Consider the following 19,660-nt stretch of genomic DNA (forward strand, 5'->3'; position numbering starts at 1 on the left):
CCAGTCTGCGTGCACTGCCGATGGTGATGCTGCTAGCCTTGCCACTATACAGCCATGCCTTGCCATCAGATGCCAATCAGCCGATCAAGCTATTGGCTGATAAGGCAACTTATAGCGAGCGTACAGGGGTTACCAGCTATTCGGGTACGGTAGTGATTACGCAAGGGACGTTTAAAATGACCGCTGATAATATCACGGTCAATTTATCACAGGGCCGTAGTATCAATTCGGCCGTCGCAACTGGTCGACCTGCAACCATGCAGCAGGTGGTGACGCAAGAAAAAGGCTTGGCAAAAGGTCAGGCAAATAAGATTGATTATAATGCCGTCACGGGAATCGTCACGCTCACTGGTAATGCAAAATTGGTACAAAATGGCGCAAGTTTTGCGGGTAATGTCATTCGTTACAGCTTAAAAGCAGGCGATGTAGAAGCCACCGCTGGTGGCAATCAACGCGTAGAGTTGGTCTTCCCACCTAATAACAGCACCAATCGAAGCAGCTTACGCTAAGCTAATTATCTTTTGATATACAAGCAGTTAAGTAATCTGTACTAATGCTAGAATTTTGCAACTTTAATGGTAAGTGATGGGTCAGTGATGAGCGATATTAAAAATGATATTCTTAATAATAATGAGCCTAACAGTGATGCTGTAGCGTCAATGAATAACTCTGACCCTGCCGCCCGTTTAACGATGCAAAATTTAGGCAAACGCTACGGTAAACGCTGGGTGGTAAAAGATGTGTCATTTTCCGTTGACCAAGGACAAGTTGTTGGCTTGCTAGGGCCAAACGGTGCGGGTAAAACCACCAGTTTTTACATGGTGGTCGGGCTGGTGAATATGGACAAGGGCCGTGTTACCTTAGGAAAAATGGACTTATCAAAATACGCCATGCATGAGCGCGCGCGCGCTGGTATCGGCTATTTGCCGCAAGAAGCTTCTATTTTTCGTAAATTATCAATTGAAGACAATATTTTAGCTATTCTGCAAACCCGTAAAGAATTAAACGCCTCTGAGCAGCGCCAAGAGCTTGAAAAATTGATCGGCGAGTTCCATTTAGAGCATGTGCGCAAATCTCTCGGTATGAGCGTTTCAGGCGGTGAGCGCCGCCGCTGTGAGATTGCGCGCGCGTTGGCAGCCGACCCAAAGTTTATTTTGTTGGATGAGCCTTTTGCCGGTGTCGACCCTATTTCTGTTGGGGATATTAAAGACGTTATTTTAACTCTAAAAAACCGTGGTATCGGTGTACTCATCACCGACCATAACGTGCGTGATACTTTAGCCATTTGTGAAAAAGCCTACATCGTCTCAGAAGGCGCTATCATTGCTGAAGGCACCTCATCTGAAGTATTAGACAATGAATTGGTAAAATCGGTCTACCTTGGTAAAGACTTTCAGGTGTAAAGGAGCTTTACGGTTTAGTAAGTCATTATTTTCTTTAATCCTCATCCGTATTTTCGGCCCCATATTTCGTCATTTTGCATCATGCAACGAATATTTGGCTGCTGTCTTTTATCAATGCGCTTTTACAAACCCACTTGTGCAAACCTACTTTTACAAATTCCGCTCTCTATAAAGTACGGCCTGATTTTACAGGCTGATATATCATCTCTATTATTCGTACATTCAAGCGCTCACAAGGCGTGATAAAAATTTATTTATTATTCTTGATTGATCATCTGAATAAGGCTCATACGTTATGGCAAAAAATAAAAGCAGTTATGTCTGCCAAAGCTGCGGTGCGCATTTTGGTAAATGGGCAGGACAGTGTTCAGACTGCGGCGAATGGAACAGTTTGGTTGAAGCGCCAAACGTCAGTATGCCGCACCACAATAAGAATACTTCAAAACCCAGTGCCAGCCGTGCCGTTTCCCGTAATGCGGGTACGCCTGCTGGCAACTACTCGGGTACGCACAGTGCGGTCATGCCGCTGAATGCGGTCAGTGTGACGTTAGATACGCGCTTGCCAACAGGCATTAGCGAATTTGATCGGGTGCTAGGCGGCGGGTTAGTTGCCGGTTCTGTCGTTTTGATCGGCGGTGACCCTGGTATTGGTAAATCAACGATTTTGCTGCAAACTGCGACCAATATGGCACGGGCCGATTCACTGGCAGGAAGCGCGCTGTATGTGACGGGAGAGGAGTCGCTCGCCCAAGTAGCGATGCGCGCTAAGCGCTTAGATTTGCCAGCCGATAGATTGCGCGTACTTGCTGAAACCAACGTTGAAACCATTTGTGCGGCTTTAACACAAGAGCAGCCGGCGATTGCTATTATTGACTCGATTCAAACCATTTATACCGATGCCATTAATTCAGCACCGGGCGGCGTCAGTCAAATTCGAGAATCAGCGGCTATTTTGACCCGCTATGCCAAACAGACTGGTACGGCGCTATTTTTAGTCGGGCATGTGACCAAAGAGGGGACGCTTGCAGGGCCACGCGTGCTTGAGCACATGGTCGATACGGTTTTGTATTTTGAAGGTCAATCTGACTCGCGCTTTCGCATGATTCGCGCGGTAAAAAACCGTTTTGGCGCCGTGAATGAGTTGGGCATTTTTGGTATGACCGATATGGGACTAAAAGAAGTCGCCAATCCGTCAGCGATATTTTTAAGTCGTTACGACAAACCTGTAGCAGGCTCTGTGGTCATGGTGAGCCGTGAAGGCACCAGACCGCTGCTGGTCGAAGTACAAGCCTTGGTTGATGATTCACAAGGGTCACCCAGACGTATGGCTTTGGGATTGGACTTTCAGCGTCTATCGATGCTGCTGGCGGTCATGCATCGCCACGGCGGTATCCATACCAGTGGGCAAGATGTCTATGTTAACGTCGTCGGCGGTGTTAAAGTGATAGAAACAGGGTCTGATTTGGCGGTGCTATTGGCTTGTGCCTCTAGTATCAAAGAAAAGCCGTTGCCGTCATCGCTTGCCGTCTTTGGTGAAGTGGGTTTATCGGGCGAGATTCGTCCTGTTCCTAACGGACAAGAGCGCCTAAAAGAAGCAATGAAACACGGCTTTAAACACGCCATCATTCCTAAAGCCAATGCGCCTGCTAAAAATGCACCGCAGTTTAAAGGCATCAATGTCATTGCGGTCGAACGTCTGGATGATGCCATTGAAAGCGCGTTTGAGTTATAAATTTTTGATCACAAACTGTCTGATGTTCATGCTGCCTGACGTTAACGGCTGCCTAACGTTAACGATTACAATGTAAACGTTAAAAAACAAAAAAGCGCCTAACTTAAATGAGTCAGGCGCTTTTTTTAAGACTAAGGTTAAGCCGTTTTTGATACGAAACCGTTAAAGGTTTAAACCGCGAATGGTCTAAAACGTTAAGGGTTTAAGAGGCTGGGCCTGAAACACGCTCAATAGAGACGTTACCCACACCTTTATTGGTAATACCAAGTTGCTTGGCAGCACCATATGATAAATCCATCACACGATTACCATGGAATGGGCCGCGATCGTTGACTTTAACGACGACACTTTTACCATTGGTTTTATTGGTGACTTTAACGTAGCAGTTTAGTGGCAGCGAGCGGTGAGCAGCAGTTAAGCCGTTCATATCGAAGGTCTCGCCGCTAGCGGTTTTGCGACCATGAAACTTACGACCGTACCAAGAAGCTAAGCCGGTTTGTTTAAATTTGCTCACAGAGTTAGATGCCACTGCCGTTAGACGCTCTAAAACATCTTCGTCATTGGATACTTGCGCGGTGTCGCTAGCAAGCAGTGAGCTGCTAAGCGCCAATGAAGTAGGCTGACGGGCAGATTTAACTAAGCTTGATGCGCCGTCATGTTGACGACTGAGTTCACCGAGTACACGGTCGATATGGGAGGCGTTATCTTGCGAAAGCATTGCAAGAGAGGTTTTGGATTCTACAGCATTTGCATTAGTAGCGATTGCAGAGCCAGCAAATAAAACGGCTGACATTGTAAGTAAACCAGATAAACGCTTATTCATAAATACCTCTATAGCATATACATTAGAACCTAACTCTAAAAACTTCTTAAAGGGAGCGAGGCAGTATTAGACCACTCTAACAGTGCCGCAAACTCTAAAGCCTCTCTATCATCTGCCTTTTTATCAGGATGATAGTCAACTCAGGCTTTTATAAGCTCTAACATATGGTAATTTTTCATTTCATCATCATAAGAGTAGGCGTTTACATAACTGACCACATACTTATGATACGCTCAAATGATAGTTAACAATATTAAACAAACAACGAATCAACAACTAAAATCGGGTACTGCAAGACGATAGTGGACTTTTTACTATTGCTAAATTAATAAAGGGTTTAAAGAGTGTTGCGTATTTCTTTGTTATTAAACCGTTAATTAAGTAGTAACTTTGAAAGTCCAAAATCTACAAGTTGCTAACTATACGGATGAGCTACAACCGCAATATAATTAAATGATATCTTTCTTAGTAGCTATGTACGGGTTGTGTATCAAACTACAGTAAAACGAGGGTAACGCAATTATTTGTAAAAAACAAGGAATAAAACCTGACAGTACTAATCGGTCATTAATAATGCTTTGTGGGTAGGTTTGTGTAGGTTTTAAGGAATAATGACTATTAAAAACAACAACTTAGGTTGATTTTTAAAGCAAAAAAGTGAAGATTTTAATAGTAATTAGTGTAGAATTAGTGACAAATAAAAAAGGGTTAGCAGAGAAGATATTCATTTAATTTTAGCCGTTTCGTTGTTACGTTCGATTACTTAGCACCGCATATTTTGCTCAAATTTGCAGGCTAATTTGTTAACGTATGATTTTATAAATCTCTATATAGGGTGATTATATCTCCATTTCAACCCGCATTTATCATATTTATTGAGCATAATAATGGCTATAAAGGTTCCATTTTAAAGACAATTAACGTTTGCAAAAAAGCTTTTATAACAAGAAGGCGCCTAGCCAGATTTGTGCGTATGAATTGACATTAGTAAGCCAAAACCTGCCATTAACGTCACAATAGCTGTGCCGCCATAACTAATAAAAGGCAAGGGCACACCGACGACCGGTAGGATGCCGCCAACCATACCGACATTGACGAACACATAGACGAAAAAAGACATGGCAATCGCGCCTGCTAATAGTCGACTGTAGGTATCAGGGTGCGAAAAAGCAATGTATAAAGCGCGAGAGAGCACGCATGCATAGATAAACAGCAGTAAAATCACGCCAAGCAAGCCAAATTCTTCAGAAAAAGCGGCGATAATAAAGTCGGTATGACCTTCTGGTAAAAAGTGTAAGTGCGATTGCGTACCTTCTAAATAGCCTTTACCCGTTAAACCGCCCGCTCCGATAGCCGTTTTGGATTGAATGATATTCCAGCCCGCCCCTTGGACGTCAGCCTCAGGATTAAATAGCGTTAAGACGCGCGTACGTTGGTAATCGTGCAACAAAAAATTCCAAGCGAAGGCAATAAGTGGCACTGCTAGTGCTGCCGCACTGGCAATCAAGCGCCACGATAGCCCCGCCAAAAACAACACAAAGATACCACTGGCGGCAACCAATAAAGAAGTCCCAAGGTCAGGTTCTTTAGCGATTAATAATACAGGGACTACAATTAACGCTAAAGTGATAGCAATACTTGATAACGACGGCGGTAAATCGCGTTTGGATAAAAACCACGCACACATCATTGGCATACCAAGTTTCATAAACTCTGAAGGCTGGACACTGCCAAATCCGGGTAAATTAATCCAGCGCTGCGCACCCATACGCACCTCGCCAATGATATCAACCAGTACCAACAATATTAGCCCCAACACATAAAATATGGGCGTAAAGGTACGATAAAGGCTGGGCGGTATCTGCGCCATGGTAAACATCACCGTGAATGCCACGCCATAGCTGACAATTTGGCGGATAACCATGTTCGTATCTTGGCTTGCCGCGCTATACAAAATCGTTAAACCAATGCAGCAAACCGTTAGTAATAATAAGGTCAACCAAGGATCGATATGAATACGTTGCCAAAGCGTCGGCGCATGACCCTGACCTAAATGGTGGCTTTGACGTGAAAAACGGTATTGTAAGTTAGAAGGCATAGGCAAAATGTGACTGACAATGGGCGTGAAAGGAAAGTCTGCTTTGACAAACAATAAGTAAGCGATTAATGATTATAAAGTGTCTATTTAAAGGCTCAGGCACTTAAAGGCTTAACCACTTAAAAGCTTAGGCACGGACTTGATAACGAGTCCAGTAACTTGCCCGTAATAAAGTAACGACAATATAAACATTATAAGGATAAGTGTTAATAACGAGTAAGCGGCTACAAATTCGCTGCGATAGTTTAGCCTGCTTGCTTAAAATTTGATAGTATCGATAAAACGTTTTTAGCGGTAGTTTCTTGTAATGATAAAGACAAAAAAATCTGTTTGTAGGCAAATTTATAAGCCTATTATTGCCTTAGGTATTTGTGCCAGCAGTATTTCTGTGCATGCCGCTATTATAAGTGATAACAGCGAGCGCCGCATCCAAATACGCCGTGGCAGTAGCGCAAGCGATAGCAGCGGCAATGCTTACATCACGCCTGCTAGCAGTTATGGCAGTCAAAACAATAGCTACAGCGGCGGCGCGACCATACTGAGCGAAGGCAGTTATAGGTCAGGTGCGCTTGGCGGCGATAGTATGCAGGGGCTCATTCAACAAAAACAGCGTGAATTTAATTTTGGTAGTGGCGTATCGATAGAAGAGAGCAAGCGGGTCATTAGCAATAGAGGGACGCCGCGTTATAACACCACTTATAGTACTGGAAATAATAGTTTTGGGAATAATAATTACAACGATTTTACCAGTATGGACTTTAATGCGTGGTTAAATAGTAACAGCTACCGTGCAAGCCAAGTGGCCAACTATCAACGCTATTTAAGCTCGCGAGTCGGCGCGAGAAACGTACCACCTTTATCGCAGCTGCTGACGACCGCCCGTAGCTGGGATAAATGCGGCTATGAGCCCTATCAGCTACCGCCGCAGGAGCTATGGGCAAATATCGTACCGACCTTACAGTTATACAGTCAGCTAAAAAGCCAAGGAATCTTGCCTGCCAGTACCGAGATACGTTCAGTATATCGTAGCCCCGGACTCAATAATTGCGCGGGCGGGGCAAGTGCCAGTAAGCACATGACCGCAGGCGCGATGGATATTTGGGTACCTGAATATGAAGGCAATCAATGGCAGCTAAGTCGCATGCAAGACAGCTTATGCGAGTTTTGGCAATATCAAGGTCAGGCTTATAAATTTGGTTTAGGGCTATATTCTACCGGCGCTATTCATTTGGACACCGATGGTTATCGGAAATGGGGCTTTAACCACGCCAGTAGTAGCTCGGCTTGCCGTTATTAAAATCTGCCTCTTCAATTGAAAAAAGCTCAACCAATAATCTTACTGGTTGAGCTTTTTTCTAAACTTTTTTTAACGTCTGTAAAAAACATGCTATCAGGTTTTTTACTTTTTCTTAGATTTCTTTTCATCCCAAGGGTTGACTTCACCGACGGTCACGATTAGAAAGTTGTCAGGTTTTAAGGTGTCACGCAAGGTTTGATTGATCTCTGACAGTTTCACTTGTTCAATACGATTGACATAATTGGTCAGATAGCTGGTAGGCAACTGATAAAAATTCATCATACCAAGCAGACCATTTATGCCTGCATTACTGGCAAATCCCATCGGGAAGCTGTTTTTTAAATTATCCTTGGTCAATTTCATCTCATCGCTGGTAATGCCTTTGTCTAAGGTCTCATTAATCACGGCTAAGCTAGCATCAATCGCGGCGCGCGCTTTGTCATTACGCGTTGAAAACCCAATTTGATAAGGCCCGCGCGCTAGCATCGGGTTCATTGAACCTGAGATACCATAAGTATAACCAAGGTTTTGCCTGACTTCGGTCATCAGACGGGCGTTAAAATCGCCCCCTGCTAGCACTTCATTACCAACGGCAAAGTTGGTTTGTTGTTGCTGTGCTTGTGGGTCGGTCGCGCGCTTTTTGCCCAATTGTCCCATCAATACCGTGGTTTGGGTGCTAGGAAACGGTATATGAATGTGCTGAGGCTGGGTTAATGGTTTTGGTTCGGGCAGGGTAGCCGCTGCTTGACCAGCTGGTAGGTCAGCCGTTATGTCTTCAGCCAGTTTTTTGGCCTGTTCTAACGTTAAATTGCCCGTCATGGCAAGCGACGCATTGGCGGCGACTAAATAGCGGTTTTTAAAATCGATGAGCTGTTGCTTTTCAATATTTGGCACCGTTTCTAGCGTACCAACCGATGGATGCGCATAAGGATGGTCGCCATATAGCGCCTTGCTAAAGGCAATGCTGGCAAGGCTGCCGGGGTCTTGTTTTTGCTGCTGTAAACCGACCAGTAAGCGTGCTTTGTTGCGCGCTAAGATTTGTTCATCAAAGCGCGGTTCAGTGAGCATTTGGGTCATTAAATCAACGGCAGGCAGTAGATGCTTATCATCAGACAAGCTGCGCAACGAGACAATAAACATGTCTTTATAGGCGCTACTACCTAGATTGATACCCAAGGTTTCGACCGCCCGCGTAAATTCATTTTCATCTAAGCGTTTGGAGCCTTGCTCAAGCATCATTGCGGTCATATTGGCAATACCAAAGCCTGACTGACTGATACTGCCATCACGGGCGCTACCGGCATTAAAGCGCAAATCGATATCAACGATGGGCAAGGTAGTCGTCCGCACGAAAAGCACAGGAATACCGGCTTTGGTCTTAAAGCTCTGAATCTTTGGCACCGTGACTTCTAAAGGTTTGGCATTATCAAGGCTACTTAGTTTAGTGAGAGCGGCAATAGGCGCGCTGGTGTCGACCGCAGCTGCGGGCGTGCGAGCATCTTCGCCACCTGCCATATCGGCCTGCGCGATAGTAGTTAAGCTCATCATACCCAAAAAAATACCTACACTGAGATGAGGCAGCTGCTTAAAGTTAGATAAGAATTTGGTTTTCTTAAGAAAAGGTCTTTGAGTCATGTCTTTCTTCTTATTCATAAGGTCATAAGTATTGAGTTTTTGCTAAAACAATTGGTTAGCCTATTGTTTTATTTGGCCTTGCTTACCGTCTCTTTTTGAGTAGCCTCTTTAGGCGGGATAATATGCATCACCGTTAAATTGTCTTTGACCAGATACTTTTTGCTTGCTGCTTGGATATCGGCAATCGTCACGCTATCAAGTTTGCTTGGCAATTTGGCCAGCAGCTTATCATCAAGACCGATAGATTGCAGCGAACCAATCATACGCGCCTGACCTTCCATGCTGTCCTGTGCGTATACCAAACCGGTAACGGTGTTGGTTTTGGCGCGCTCGATTTCATCGGCAGCGATTGGGTCGGTCGCTAGCTTATTAATCTCACTAATGATGGCTTGCTGTGCCTGCGCTAAGCTGACGCCTTCTCTCGGGGTTGCTTGTATCAAAAACAGCCCATCGCCGCGATCAAGCAAGTCATAAGACGTACCTACCGTAGTAAGTAGCCCTTGCTCGCGTACCAACCTGCTCTCAAGGCGTGCTGATAGTCCGCCATCTAGCACGTCTTGCGCCAGAGAGAGCGCATAAGCTTGCTTCTCATTATTAGCGCCAGCGGTCACCAGACTGGGCACGTTATAACCCATCAATAAAACCGGCACTTGTACCGCTTGCTCAGATTCTACTTGCTGATAGCCGCGAAAGCCTTTTTGCGTGACTGCGGGACGCTTTGGCAAGGCGCTTGGTCTTAGCTCACCAAAGTAGCGTTTGACCTCCTTTAATACTTCGGTAGGCTCGACATCACCGACAATAACTAAAGTCGCATTATTAGGCGCGTACCAAGTTTTATACCAATCTTTTAAATCGTTAAGGGTAATTGATTCAAGCTCGTCCATGGGTCCGATGACCGATTCGCCTTTCGGACTGTTCGGTAATGCCAGTAAGCGGAATGACTCATAAGCTTTAGCAAGGGGGTTGTCATCCGTACGCTGACGTCGCTCCTCCATCACTACTTGATGTTCTTTGGCAAAGGCTTTGTCATCAAAAACCAAATTCTTCATCCGATCCGCTTCTAGCTCTAAAGCTAGAGGTAAGCGATTGGCGGGGAATAACTCGTAATAACCAGTGAAGTCGTAACTGGTAAAGGCATTGTTAACGCCGCCAAATTTCGCAATCAAACGCTCAAAATCGTCGCTTGACACCTCAGTGGTGCCTTTAAACATCATGTGCTCGAGCAAATGAGAGATACCGCCTTTATCGACTGGCTCATCTGCCGACCCGACGCGATACCAAATCTGAGTCATGACCACAGGCGCGCGGTGGTCTTCTTTAACCACTACTTTTAGTCCATTTTTGAGCTTGTACTCGTGGCGACCAGACATATCCATCGCTAGCGCCGACGACTTATCGCCAGTAGGCGGCGCTACTTTTTGCTGAATGACTTGAGAGTCTGAATGGTTTGGATTGATTTGGCTGGTCTGACAAGCGGCAAGGCTGGTGGCAAGCGCCAAGCTACATGCGATACGCAAACTTAGAGTGAATGACATGATATTTTCTACTTATAAAAATAATGATTTATAAAAACGGTTCAATGAATGCAGCATTGAGTCTATTGGTTCGAATAAATGAATAACGTTTTATAAGGATTTATGCGCCCCAACCATGACGCTAGCAGTCGGTTTAAACTCTTGCGTGGTGCTACAACCCGTCGATGACAGCGCGATAGTAGCAAGCAACAAGGCGGCGCTCATTTGGGTCATTTTTTTATAATGGTTCGATAGTGATAACATAAGAGGGTCTCAGTATGAATGGTTGAGTAAAAAATAAAATTGGCATATAGCGGCACCATGCAGGCCAAGCAAAGCACGCTAAGCAAGGCACGCTAAACAATGCACGCTAAGAGTAGGCGAAGTTTGGCACAGCGAACGTCAGTTTTTTGTGTCCAAACCTTAAGCAGAGCTTACTTAGATAATCACGCAATTTATTGTATGGTCAATAGCATGGATTTTTACAGTGTTTATAGCAGTCTTTTTGCCATTGTGTTTTATTAATGGATAGGTTTTTATAGTTTAATAATGCTCTGCGATGCTAAAGGCTAAGCGCCACTTGAATTATGCTAAACTAGGCTAAAAATGATTTCCTGCTATATACCCACAAACTGGCAACAAAGTTACTTTAGAAAAAGATCACTTTAGAAAAAAGTCGCTTGAAAACAGTCACTTTAAAACAAATTACTGATAATGATAATTTTTAGGGCAAGCTTATGAATAATCCCAATAATAGCAACCGTGTGATCATCAACCTCGACGGCGGTCTTGATGACTTAGATGACGATGATATTACCTTACCCAGTCTGCCGGCGCAAACCGTGCCCATCATTGATGAGCCTAAAGATATCTCACATAGCGATGCAGCGGCGGACTTGCCGTTAGGGTCGCCCATTGTCGGGACAGAAAAGCAAAGCTCATCGGCAAAAACTTTGGAAGGTACGGTAGAAACTGCCGCCAAAAGCACTGCAAATACCGATAAAATAAGTGCTGCTCCATCAATGTCTACAACTGAAATTCCTACGATGCCTTTGCAAGACCATCTGGGCGATAGTGCAAGCGTGACACCTGCTACTAGTGACACTAGTGCTATATCGAATGCGCAGACCGAGATACAGCAGCTAGCCGCCGCGCCTGAGGCACAAGAGTCGCAAGAATCAAAACAGAATGAGGAAAATAAGAAAAAAGGCAGCTGGTTTAATCGCATGAAAACGGGACTCAGTAAGTCGCGTAAAAACCTTGCCGAAGGGATGGTAAATATTCTTATCGGTGGCAAAGAGATTGATGATGAGCTATTAGAAGAAGTCGAAGACCAACTATTGGTCGCTGATATCGGTGTTAACGCAACCAACCGCATTATCAAAAGTCTCACCGAGCAAACCGCCCGTGGTGATTTGATTTATGCGCATTCACTGTATAAAGCCTTACAAGCTGAGCTGGTTGATATCTTAACGCCAAAAGTTGCGCCACTGGTTATTGATACCAGCAAAAAACCTTTTGTTATCTTAGTGGTGGGTGTCAATGGTGTTGGTAAAACCACCACGATTGGTAAACTTGCCAAGCGCTTACAAGGTGAAGGCAAATCCGTCATGCTGGCAGCCGGCGATACCTTCCGTGCCGCGGCGACCGAACAGCTACAAATCTGGGGTGAGCGCAATAACATTCCAGTCGTCGCCCAAGGTCATGGCTCTGATAGCGCCTCTGTTATCTTTGATGCCATGCAGTCTGCTAAAGCAAAAAATATCGACGTATTAATCGCTGATACCGCAGGGCGCTTGCAAAATAAAACCCACCTAATGGCGGAGCTTGAAAAAGTTGTGCGCGTCATGCGTAAAGCCGATCCAAGCGCGCCGCACGAAGGCATGATTGTGTTAGATGCTGGCACGGGTCAAAATGCCATCAACCAAGTCGAGTTATTTAACAAAGCGGTGCCATTGACGGGTATTACCATTACTAAATTAGATGGTACGGCCAAAGGTGGCGTGGTCTTTAATATCGCTGAAACCACGGATGTGCCTATCCGCTATATCGGCGTTGGTGAGGCGATTGATGATTTGCGTGCCTTTAGTCCAAAACAGTTTGTCGCCGCCTTATTTGAAACTGATGATAAAGAGTAGCGCCCTAGGTTTTTTTAATGAATAAATACCTGTTAAAAACATGAGTGTTTAGAGGGAAGAGACATGATAGTCACCATCGCAGCCGTTGAATCGCACCAGTTAGCGTTGATTGCCAGTAGGCATGAGCGTAGCAGCCCTAAGCTGGTCGAAGTCAATTGGCTGCAGGCTGGCGATTCTTGGCATAGCTCAAAATCTATTCCCAAGCTTAAAAAACATTATGGACTTGTCGATCAAGATTTTACCTTTATTGCACAAAATAGCCTAAGCGAAAACAAGCCCGCCGAAGCGCTCCTTATCGAAACACTTCAGCAATTAACCGCGTATTTTAAAGGTGAGCGTCAAGCATTTGATTTGCCATTAGATATAAGTTTGGGTACAGAGTTTCAGCAACGCGTTTGGCAACAGTTGCAAAAGATACCGCATGGCGAAACGATCAGTTATGCGACACTGGCGCAGCGAGTAGGTAATCCTAAAGGCTTTCGCGCGGTTGCTAATGCTAATGGCAAAAATCCCTTTAGCATCATCATTCCGTGTCATCGAGTGATTGCTAGCGATGGTAAGCTAGGCGGTTACACGGGCGGCTTAGATAAGAAAACATACTTGCTCGCGCTCGAAGGTGTTACTTGCAAAGCTTAACTTAGTTTCTTGTTCATTATAAATAAATACGAAGAAGCCAAACGTTTTAAGCGTTTGGCTTCATTTATATATAAGCAAAAAAATATGCGTAATAAAGGTTTACTGCTCAAGCTGTGCCATGACGTCATCTGTAAAAGACACATTGCTATAAACTTCTTGCACATCGTCGATGTCTTCTAACATATCGATCATTTTCATCACTTTTAGGGCGTCATCAATGTTGTCAATCTCAGCACTAGTAGCGGCGGCCATGGTCACTTCGGCATTGTCAGAGACAAGCCCTGCGGCATTGAGCGCATCTTTTACCTGACCAAAATTTTCCCATTCAGTGATGACCAGTAGCGACTCGCCATCGTTTTCGATATCAAGTGCCCCAGCGTCCAAGGCTGCGAGCATGACTTCTTCTTCTAAGCTGACATCGTTAAAGACGATTTCACCGCGCTTGGTAAACAAATAAGAAACTGAGCCTGAGGTGCCAAGATTGCCTTCATTTTTGGTAAAGGCATGGCGCACTTCACTGACCGTACGGTTAAGGTTGTCTGTCATGGTTTCGACCAGTACCGCAACGCCGCCAACGCCGTAGCCTTCGTAGCTGACCTCATCCATATTGTCATTGTCATCGCTGCCAGTGCCGCGAGCCACCGCGCGATTAATGGTATCTCGCGTCATATTAACTGACAGTGCTTTTTCAATAACCGCACGCAGGCGCGGGTTTTTATCGGGGTCGGGGTCACCTTGCTTGGCAGCAGAAACAATTTCACGAATAATTTTGGTGAATATTTTACCTTTCACCGCATCCTGACGGGCTTTACGGTGTTTGATATTTGCCCATTTTGAATGGCCTGCCATATGACGTCCTTACGTTTTACGGGTTATGTATAGTGCGGATAAAAAAGTCGCGCACTCATACTTTAGTAACAACTTTTTATACCTGACGAGGTATTCTTATTATATGATTGAGCTGTTAATGCAGTGTAATCGACCTAACGGCAAGTCAACGATTTGTATGTCGTTTGGCGCTCTTTTTTGCTACACTGCTAATTTCTATCTTTTGATCCACTGTCAATTCTGACGATGACGGTCGATAGCAGCAATATTTGCAATATTATAAACCACTTTAGCGCATTTTGACCAACCTTAGCTTGTCCATGGCAGCCTAGAGCGTTCGGTTTTATATGACCACTGATTTTGTGACTTTATTGACTCTATGAAGCAACCAACCGCCGAAGCCATCACCCATTTGCGCAACCGCATTCATATCATTATCGAAGGCACCGACACCCGTTTGGGTAAGCTGTTTGATATTGTGTTGTTGATTGCGATTTTGGCCAGTGTCGCTGTCGTCATGCTCGATAGTGTGCTGTATATGCGTTTACAATATGGCACCTTATTTCGTTATGCAGAATGGTTTTTTACCATTTTGTTTACCATGGAATATATCTTAAGGTTATTCTCAGCGCCCAATCGCTTTCGCTATGCCTTTAGTTTCTTTGGCATCGTGGATTTATTGTCGGTATTGCCAAGCTATTTAAGCCTCGTATTTGGCGGCGTTCAGTATTTGCTTGTGATTCGCATACTACGTATTTTGCGCGTATTTCGGGTGCTCAAGCTCAATACGTACATGCAGCAAGCGGGTTTTCTTGCTTCAGCGCTTAAAACCAGCCAGCAGAAAATCACGGTGTTTTTCTTATCACTCGTCTTGCTCGTGACTATTTTTGGCTCGGTCGTCTACGTGGTGGAAGGGCCAGAAAATGGCTTTACCAGTATTCCCATCTCTATTTATTGGGCGGTGGTCACGGTCACGACCACCGGCTATGGCGATATGTCACCAAAAACGCCAATCGGGCAAGCGATAGCATCGATGGTGATGATTACCGGTTATGCGATTATTGCCGTACCGACGGGTATTTTTACCGCTGAGCTGGCGCGTAATATGCGACCACAATTAAACCCTATAGCCTGTCCAAACTGCGGCAAATTTGGCCATGCGGTTGGTGCTGATTTCTGCGATCGCTGCGGTCATGCACTGCACGTCTAGTATTCTATATATTCTGCAACCAGCGGCGATAAATCAATGACCACGCCTAGGTTGACCAAATTCCAATACTGACCCGAAATCGTACGGTCAAGCATCATCGTCGTCGCTGACGGCTGAAACTGACCGAAATACTTTAAAGAGGTGCGCATTTGGGCGATGACTTCGTGATGGGTTTGACTGCTACCAAAGTCAAATGGGCCTTCTTGATAGGGTTCTATAGACAAGGGTTTAAGACCTATCTCTAGCCACTGCTCGTAAAATTCACCCGGCACAACCTTGTCATCATCACGGCGGATATCAAGGGCAATTAAGTCTTGCTCAAGCGCGGTTAGATCGCCTTTTAAAGCGTGTCTGGCAAAACGGCGAAATAACTGTACTTCGCTATCGCTGTAACTGCGAATGCCGCCAAAATCATAGGCGACGACGCTGCCATCGGTGCGAAAAGCAAAGTTGCCAGGGTGAGGATCACAGTGCATGCGGTATAAACCAAATAGCTGTCCGGCGCTAAAATGAAACAGGCGTTTGGCGATTTTTTGTTTAATGTCATTGTCCCAAGTTGCGGCAACTGCAAGCGGCTCACCCATCTCTTCGGTTAAGGTTAAAATGCGCTTGGATGAGTGGCTACTGATCACTTTAGGAATAATAAGGCCGTCATCATCGGCATGAAAGGCGCCAAATACTTGCAGGTTGTGCGCCTCTTTAACGTAGTCCAGCTCGTCATGCAGGCTTTGGCGAATCTCATTAAACAACTGCTCTTGTAATTGCTTACTCATATTGAGGACGCCGGCTATTTTTAGCGCCATGCGAACTTGTTTTAGGTCGCTGTCACAGTTTTCATCGACGTCAGGATACTGCACCTTGACTACGACTCTTTGGCCAGACGGTAAAACGGCTCTATGCACTTGTCCGATTGAGGCAGCGGCAAATGGCGCTTCTTCAAATTCAGTAAATAACTCAGCAATCGGCGCTTTTAGCTCGCGCTCAACTTGTGCGCGTATCTGGGCATAGGGCATTGGCGGCGCATCTTTTTGCAACTTTTCTAAAGCGGTAGCAACCTCAGGTGGAAACACGTCTTTATATTGTGAGGCGATTTGTCCCACTTTCATTACCGCACCCTTCATTTCACCAAGCGTTTCAGCGATTTGCACCCCGACATCTTGCATCAGCGCTGAGCGCGCTTCTAGACGCTTTTCTTCGTCACTTGAGAGATGCTTTAATGAGTTTTTAGCAGCTTTACCGGCAATACTTGCGGTCATGCCAGCGAGTTTCATAAAGCGTTTTCCGGACGATTTTGCCATTCATATCACCATATTGTGGGTTGTTTTTTATGCCCTAATGTTATTATTTTACTCATACAATTGCTGTTTGACTAATGTGCCAAAAGTGTGCCAAAAGCAACCTAATCGCTACGTCAATGATATTTGTCGTATGCCTATTTTGACAGATAACTGCTTTGCCCTGTAACTATTTTGCATATAGCTATTTTGTCATAATCTCTATGCAGATAAAAATCATAATAGCTAAATTAGCGGTCTAATTTTAGAGCATAAGTATGGGTCAGAAAATAATCCAAGGCCATCTGATAACCCAAATGCCCTAAGCCGCAAATGACGCCGACGGCCACATCGCTTAAATAAGAGTGCTGCCGAAACGGCTCACGAGCGTGAACATTGGATAAATGCACCTCGATAAAGGGTTTTTGGGTTGCCAGCAGCGCATCGCGCAGCGCAACCGAGGTATGAGTAAAGGCGGCGGGATTAATAATGATGGCGTCTACTTGCGCGGCCGCCTCCGCCAAAAGCCCGTAATATTGAATCTCATCGACAAGCTTGCCTTCATGATTGGATTGGACGCAAATCAGCTCAACCCCATATCTGGCTGCGCGCGCGAGCAAATTTTTTTCAATATCAGCAAGGGTGGTATGACCATAAATTTCAGGCTCACGTTTACCAAGTAAATTTAAATTAACGCCGTTGATAAGTAATAATTTATGCGTCAAAGTTTGATGGCTATCTTGTTGTGACGCTTTGTCTGTCGCTGCTGACTGAGAAGTGGTGGTCATAATGGACTCTATCGTTACTAAGGGAAATTGGTTGTTATATTTATTATTAAAGGGACAAGCTATTAAAGGGACAAGCGACATAATATTATAAAAACGCGCTTTTTAAAGTTTTTAAGCAATTAAATTCATAAATAAGAAACGTTTTAGCCCTTCATCATAATAGCTTAGAAGGGCTGTTATAAAAAATAACATGAAAATTCCCCCTAAGCGCTAAAAATCATGTTAAAAGTCTTTATGTTGCCAAAAACCCATGCTATGATATTTTTTACGCAACAAATATTACTTGTTTGTTGCTAAATTCAGTTGGGCTAATTATTGAATTGCTTAAAGCAATGTTAGGATGAGCTTATACTGGTCATAGTAAATTTACTATACGCTGAAGCATAAAGAGAGTAGTAAAACGCTTTAGGTTCAGATGATGGTATGTAGAGTAGTACTCTTACATTTTGATTTCATAATCTTCAACCCCGTTTATATGCAATGTCGCAAAGGAATTTGGGGTTAAGGAAACTTTTTAGGAAGTAATATTATGTCAGCTCGTGAGCAAGGTATCGTTAAGTGGTTTAATGACTCAAAAGGCTTTGGTTTCATTCAACGTGACAGCGGCGAAGATATTTTTGTCCATTTCCGTGCGATCCAAGGTGATGGTTATCGCTCTTTAAAAGATGGCGAAAAGGTTGAGTTTAGCGTTGTAGAAGGCGATAAAGGTCTGCAAGCTGAAGAAGTCAGAAAAGTAGAAGAGTAATTGCTACAGTCATTAGCGCCGTTCAGCTATAATGTCTGTACAAACTACTGATATACTACTGAGTCAAGCCCGTCTTGTCTTACCTATGCTTGGTTGAACGCAGCATATTCGGTAAGTTTAGGCGCAGGGCTTGGCTTTTTTTATACTTGCAGGTTTTATCACTTACCTGATTAAAGATAACAAATGATGCGCTCATTATTTGTTAACACAGACAAGTTATTTATGACAGACAAGCGATTTATACAAAAGGATATTTTTTTGAGTACTTTTAAGACGTTTACGGATTTGCCGCTATCAGATGCTACTTTGCGCGCCATAAAAGATTTGGGATTTACCGAATTGACGCCAATTCAAGCACAAATACTACCGCATACATTGGCAAATCAAGATGCTATCGGACAGGCACAAACGGGCACTGGCAAGACGGCAACGTTTTTACTGACTATTATGGAAGCACTGCTTAAACGTCCTTTTGCCGCCGATGAAAAGCGCTACTTGGGTGAGCCGCGTGCCGTTGTCATGGCACCAACGCGTGAGCTTGCTCAGCAGATATTTGATGACTGTATTGCCCTGACCAAATATACCTCGCTGCATAGCGTCTGTATTATGGGTGGTACCAATTATGAAACCCAGCAGCACGAGCTTGAGCGCCAGTATATCGATATCTTAATTGCCACGCCCGGTCGTTTGATTGACCTAATGCACAAAGGCATGGTTTATCTGGATCGCGTCGAAGTATTGGTATTAGATGAAGCGGATCGCATGCTGGACATGGGTTTTATCCCAGATATCAAGCGTTTGGTCGGACGTATGCCGCCCAATACCGATCGCCAAAGCTTGCTGTTTTCTGCCACCTTTAACCAAGATGTGATGAACCTCGCTTATCGCTGGCTACATGAGCCAGAGTTTGTGGAGATTGAGCCTGAGCATAAGACCAGTGAGTTGGTCGATCAGCATTTTTACCTATTAACCGAAGATCAAAAACTAGCAGCATTGCAGCGTATCATCAGTGATAACGCCGTAGAAAAAGTCATCGTTTTTGCCAATCGTAAAGACCAAGTAAAGCGCTTATACCATAAGCTGCGGCAAGCGCATAAAATCGTGATGTTATCGGGTGATGTCATTCAACAAAAGCGCGAAAAATATCTACAACGCTTTAAAGATGGCCATGCTTCCATTTTGGTAGCAACCGATGTGGCGGGGCGCGGTATCCATGTCGATGATATCAGTCATGTGGTTAACTATACTTTGCCAGATCAGCCAGATGACTACGTCCACCGTATTGGTCGTACTGGCCGCGCTGGGCAAACGGGTATCAGTATCAGCTTTGTTAGTGAAGATGATGCTTTTAATATTCCCGCATTAGAAAAGCATTTAGATACTAAGTTTAGCCTTGAGCAATGGCAAGAATAGTATTATTAAAGCAACGCTTGTTTTAGTGAATATTGCTTAATAAGTGCTGCTTAATAACATTACTGCATAAAAAACCCTTAACGTCATTGAGATGTTAAGGGTTTTTTTATAGATTGATAATGAGTT

General features: G+C 44.4%; 17 protein-coding genes. 9 read left to right on the forward strand and 8 right to left on the reverse strand.

Annotation, left to right across the window (positions count from 1 at the left end; all coding sequences use genetic code 11):
• Positions 1–20 precede the first annotated feature (20 nt).
• The 3 genes from lptA to radA all read left to right on the forward strand — a co-directional run bounded on the left by lptA (position 21) and on the right by radA (position 3,135).
• A complete protein-coding gene (gene lptA, locus B4240_RS11160) occupies positions 21–509 on the forward strand; it encodes a lipopolysaccharide transport periplasmic protein LptA (protein ID WP_414707129.1) in 489 nt (162 codons plus the stop codon).
• 150 nt (positions 510–659) lie between these two features.
• Positions 660–1,403 (forward strand): LPS export ABC transporter ATP-binding protein, encoded by a 744-nt coding sequence (lptB, locus tag B4240_RS11165; protein ID WP_296239355.1) that lies wholly within the window; start codon positions 660–662, stop codon positions 1,401–1,403.
• Between the two features lie 295 nt (positions 1,404–1,698).
• On the forward strand, positions 1,699–3,135 hold the full coding sequence (gene radA, locus B4240_RS11170; protein ID WP_296239238.1) for a DNA repair protein RadA: 1,437 nt from the start codon (positions 1,699–1,701) through the stop codon (positions 3,133–3,135).
• A 202-nt stretch (positions 3,136–3,337) separates the two neighbouring features.
• On the opposite strand, the gene B4240_RS11175 is transcribed toward radA, so the two are convergent.
• Together B4240_RS11175 and rodA are read right to left on the reverse strand one after the other, a co-directional pair.
• The gene (locus B4240_RS11175; protein ID WP_296239239.1) at positions 3,338–3,958 is read right to left on the reverse strand and encodes a septal ring lytic transglycosylase RlpA family protein; all 621 of its coding nucleotides are present in this window, start codon (positions 3,956–3,958) and stop codon (positions 3,338–3,340) included.
• A gap of 955 nt (positions 3,959–4,913) precedes the next feature.
• Positions 4,914–6,056 (reverse strand): rod shape-determining protein RodA, encoded by a 1,143-nt coding sequence (gene rodA / locus B4240_RS11180; protein WP_296239241.1) that lies wholly within the window; start codon positions 6,054–6,056, stop codon positions 4,914–4,916.
• 307 nt (positions 6,057–6,363) lie between these two features.
• Between rodA and B4240_RS11185 the strand changes: the two genes are divergently transcribed.
• On the forward strand, positions 6,364–7,353 hold the full coding sequence (locus B4240_RS11185) for a D-Ala-D-Ala carboxypeptidase family metallohydrolase (protein WP_296239242.1): 990 nt from the start codon (positions 6,364–6,366) through the stop codon (positions 7,351–7,353).
• Positions 7,354–7,455: 102 nt separating this feature from the next.
• On the opposite strand, the gene B4240_RS11190 is transcribed toward B4240_RS11185, so the two are convergent.
• The 3 genes from B4240_RS11190 to B4240_RS11200 form a co-directional block, all read right to left on the reverse strand.
• Positions 7,456–8,988: a M16 family metallopeptidase gene (locus B4240_RS11190; protein WP_296239244.1), complete on the reverse strand. Its 1,533-nt coding sequence runs from the start codon at positions 8,986–8,988 to the stop codon at positions 7,456–7,458.
• 68 nt (positions 8,989–9,056) lie between these two features.
• Positions 9,057–10,523 (reverse strand): M16 family metallopeptidase, encoded by a 1,467-nt coding sequence (locus B4240_RS11195; protein ID WP_296239246.1) that lies wholly within the window; start codon positions 10,521–10,523, stop codon positions 9,057–9,059.
• A gap of 90 nt (positions 10,524–10,613) precedes the next feature.
• Positions 10,614–10,766 (reverse strand): hypothetical protein, encoded by a 153-nt coding sequence (locus B4240_RS11200; protein WP_296239247.1) that lies wholly within the window; start codon positions 10,764–10,766, stop codon positions 10,614–10,616.
• 962 nt (positions 10,767–11,728) lie between these two features.
• Here B4240_RS11200 and ftsY point away from each other — a divergent pair.
• Positions 11,729–12,640, forward strand: a complete 912-nt coding sequence (gene ftsY / locus B4240_RS11205; protein ID WP_296239357.1) for a signal recognition particle-docking protein FtsY — start codon at positions 11,729–11,731, stop codon at positions 12,638–12,640.
• 63 nt (positions 12,641–12,703) lie between these two features.
• Positions 12,704–13,276, forward strand: coding sequence for a methylated-DNA--[protein]-cysteine S-methyltransferase (locus B4240_RS11210; RefSeq protein ID WP_296239249.1), 573 nt, complete (start codon positions 12,704–12,706; stop codon positions 13,274–13,276).
• A 99-nt stretch (positions 13,277–13,375) separates the two neighbouring features.
• Here the strand turns inward: B4240_RS11210 and B4240_RS11215 are convergent, their stop codons facing one another.
• The gene (locus tag B4240_RS11215) at positions 13,376–14,125 is read right to left on the reverse strand and encodes a YebC/PmpR family DNA-binding transcriptional regulator (RefSeq protein ID WP_296239250.1); all 750 of its coding nucleotides are present in this window, start codon (positions 14,123–14,125) and stop codon (positions 13,376–13,378) included.
• Positions 14,126–14,483: 358 nt separating this feature from the next.
• Between B4240_RS11215 and B4240_RS11220 the strand changes: the two genes are divergently transcribed.
• A complete protein-coding gene (locus tag B4240_RS11220) occupies positions 14,484–15,314 on the forward strand; it encodes an ion transporter (protein WP_296239253.1) in 831 nt (276 codons plus the stop codon).
• On the opposite strand, the gene B4240_RS11225 is transcribed toward B4240_RS11220, so the two are convergent.
• Both B4240_RS11225 and aroQ read right to left on the reverse strand, forming a co-directional pair.
• Complete coding sequence (locus B4240_RS11225; protein ID WP_296239255.1) at positions 15,311–16,612, reverse strand: ABC1 kinase family protein; 1,302 nt, start codon at positions 16,610–16,612, stop codon at positions 15,311–15,313. The genes B4240_RS11220 and B4240_RS11225 overlap by 4 nt on opposite strands.
• Before the next feature lie 227 nt (positions 16,613–16,839).
• A complete protein-coding gene (aroQ, locus tag B4240_RS11230) occupies positions 16,840–17,376 on the reverse strand; it encodes a type II 3-dehydroquinate dehydratase (RefSeq protein WP_296239257.1) in 537 nt (178 codons plus the stop codon).
• A 529-nt stretch (positions 17,377–17,905) separates the two neighbouring features.
• Here aroQ and B4240_RS11235 point away from each other — a divergent pair.
• Together B4240_RS11235 and B4240_RS11240 are read left to right on the forward strand one after the other, a co-directional pair.
• Positions 17,906–18,121, forward strand: coding sequence for a cold-shock protein (locus tag B4240_RS11235; RefSeq protein ID WP_011513806.1), 216 nt, complete (start codon positions 17,906–17,908; stop codon positions 18,119–18,121).
• Positions 18,122–18,343: 222 nt separating this feature from the next.
• Positions 18,344–19,534: a DEAD/DEAH box helicase gene (locus tag B4240_RS11240; RefSeq protein ID WP_414707130.1), complete on the forward strand. Its 1,191-nt coding sequence runs from the start codon at positions 18,344–18,346 to the stop codon at positions 19,532–19,534.
• Positions 19,535–19,660: the final 126 nt, after the last annotated feature.

The organism is Psychrobacter sp. UBA5136, assembly GCF_002414005.1.
In the GTDB taxonomy this organism is placed as follows: domain Bacteria; phylum Pseudomonadota; class Gammaproteobacteria; order Pseudomonadales; family Moraxellaceae; genus Psychrobacter.